Raw genomic sequence first — 1863 nt, forward strand, 5'->3', positions numbered from 1 at the left:
TGGCACCGTGGTACTCACGGGGAACGAGTTCCGGGAGGCCGTAGGGTTTGACCGCCTACCGAGCACGTTTTTCGACATTGAAGGTGGGCCTCAAGAGAGTTGGCAGGAAGAAAGTATCCCCGAGAAGGGGGAGGAAAGCGAAATTATTGATTACAAGGAGTGGATGGAGCGGGACTGGAACCTCGATGATATTATTACTTTCCTGAAGCTTCGAGAGAAGGAGCGGGAAGCAAAGAATGTAAGGCAAAGGACAAGTCGAGTTTTGCCTGAGCGCCCTGTGCTTGAGGATTCTCGGGTTTTCGTCTTCGTTGGTCGGGGCTGGGGGCATGGGGTGGGTCTCTCCCAGTGGGGGGCAGTGGGAATGGCAAGAAATGGAGCGACCTTCCCAGAAATACTCGAACACTACTTTCCAGGGTGTGAACTCGGACGGGTGGTGGCCCGGTGATGGACATCAGAGAATTCGATTTTTCCCTGCCCCAGGAGCTCATTGCCCAGGAACCCGTATTTCCACGGGATGCCTGTCGCCTCATGGTTCTCCATCGGAAAACCGAGACCATCGAGCACCGGGTATTCCGGGACATTCTCCACTACCTTGAGCCGGGAGATGTTCTCGTTTTCAACGATACGAAAGTCATCCCCGCTCGTCTCTTTGCCCGAAAGGAGAAAACCGGTGGAAGGGTCGAAATCCTTTTCCTTGAAGAAAGGAATGGTACCTGGGAGTGCCTTCTCTCTTCATCCCGAATTCGCCCACTTCAGGTTCTCGTTCTTGAGGAGAACCCCCTCTTCCGCTTCGAAGTCCTTGAGCGAAAGGAGGACCGGTGGATACTCCGCCCCTTTTTCCCCGAAGGTACAACGACTGAGGAAGTTCTCTCCCGCTTTGGCCGCACCCCCACACCGCCTTACGTGAAGCGAAAGGACATCCCCCTTGAGGCATACCAGACGGTTTACGCCCGCGTTCCCGGCTCAGTAGCCGCACCAACCGCAGGACTCCATTTCACTGAGGAACTCCTTGCAAAGCTCGAGGAGAAGGGAGTAAGAAGGGTCATGCTCACGCTCCATGTGGGCCCGGGGACATTCCGGCCGGTCAAGGTCGAGCGGGTGGAGAATCATAAAATGCATGAGGAGTGGTTCTCTCTCACCCCAGAAAGTGCAGCCGAAATCCAGAGGGCAAAGGAGGTGGGGAAACGGGTTATTGCCGTAGGAACGACAACTGTGAGGGCGCTTGAGACCGTGGCGCTTCGATGTGGAACTATCACAGCTTTTGAGGGGACAACGGACCTCTTCATTTACCCGGGCTTTTCCTTTCGAGTTGTCGATGCACTGGTGACGAACTTTCATCTTCCCCGGTCTACTCTTCTGCTCCTTGTGTCTGCCTTTGGGGGGACGGCTTTCATCAGGCGGGCGTATGAGGAAGCGGTTACCTTGCGGTACCGTTTCTTTAGCTTCGGTGACGCCATGCTCATCCTCTGACTGAAGGAGGAATCTCCGTTGGGGCAACACTTCAGGGTACTTGCAGTGGATCCCCGTTCTCGAGCGCGGTATGGTATCCTTGAGACACCTCACGGAACCATTGAGACACCGGTTTTCATGCCAGTGGGGACCCAGGGAACGGTGAAAGCAGTTGCTCCCGATCGCTTGAGGGCTCTGGGGATTCGCATTTTCCTCTGTAATGCGTACCATCTCCATCTTCGCCCTGGGGAAGATCTCATTCGGGAAGCAGGGGGCTTACACCGTTTCATCTCCTGGGATGGGGCGCTCCTCACCGACAGCGGAGGCTTTCAGGTATTTAGCCTTGCACAGCTTGTGCGGGTTGATGACGAGGGAGTGAGCTTTCGGTCCCACCTTGACGGATCCCTCCAACGC

Annotated in this window: 3 protein-coding genes; all 3 read left to right on the top strand. The window is 55.6% G+C overall.

What is annotated here, in order from left to right; genetic code table 11:
• On the top strand, positions 1 to 445 hold a 445-nt coding region (locus H5U36_10260), incomplete at its 5' end, for a hypothetical protein (GenBank protein ID MBC7218489.1).
• Positions 445 to 1470, top strand: coding sequence for a tRNA preQ1(34) S-adenosylmethionine ribosyltransferase-isomerase QueA (gene queA / locus H5U36_10265; protein MBC7218490.1), 1026 nt, complete (start codon positions 445 to 447; stop codon positions 1468 to 1470). The genes H5U36_10260 and queA, both read left to right, overlap by 1 nt.
• Positions 1471 to 1488: 18 nt before the next feature.
• Positions 1489 to 1863 (top strand): tRNA-guanine transglycosylase (locus H5U36_10270; GenBank protein ID MBC7218491.1); only part of this gene is annotated, 375 nt, incomplete at its 3' end.

The organism is Candidatus Caldatribacterium sp., from assembly GCA_014359405.1.
Classification (GTDB): domain Bacteria; phylum Atribacterota; class Atribacteria; order Atribacterales; family Caldatribacteriaceae; genus Caldatribacterium; species Caldatribacterium oleiphilum.

Coding starts and splice junctions, on each gene's coding strand:
- queA (MBC7218490.1), top strand. CDS start 445: ATGGACATCAGAGAATTCGATTTTTCCCTGCCCCAGGAGCTCATTGCC.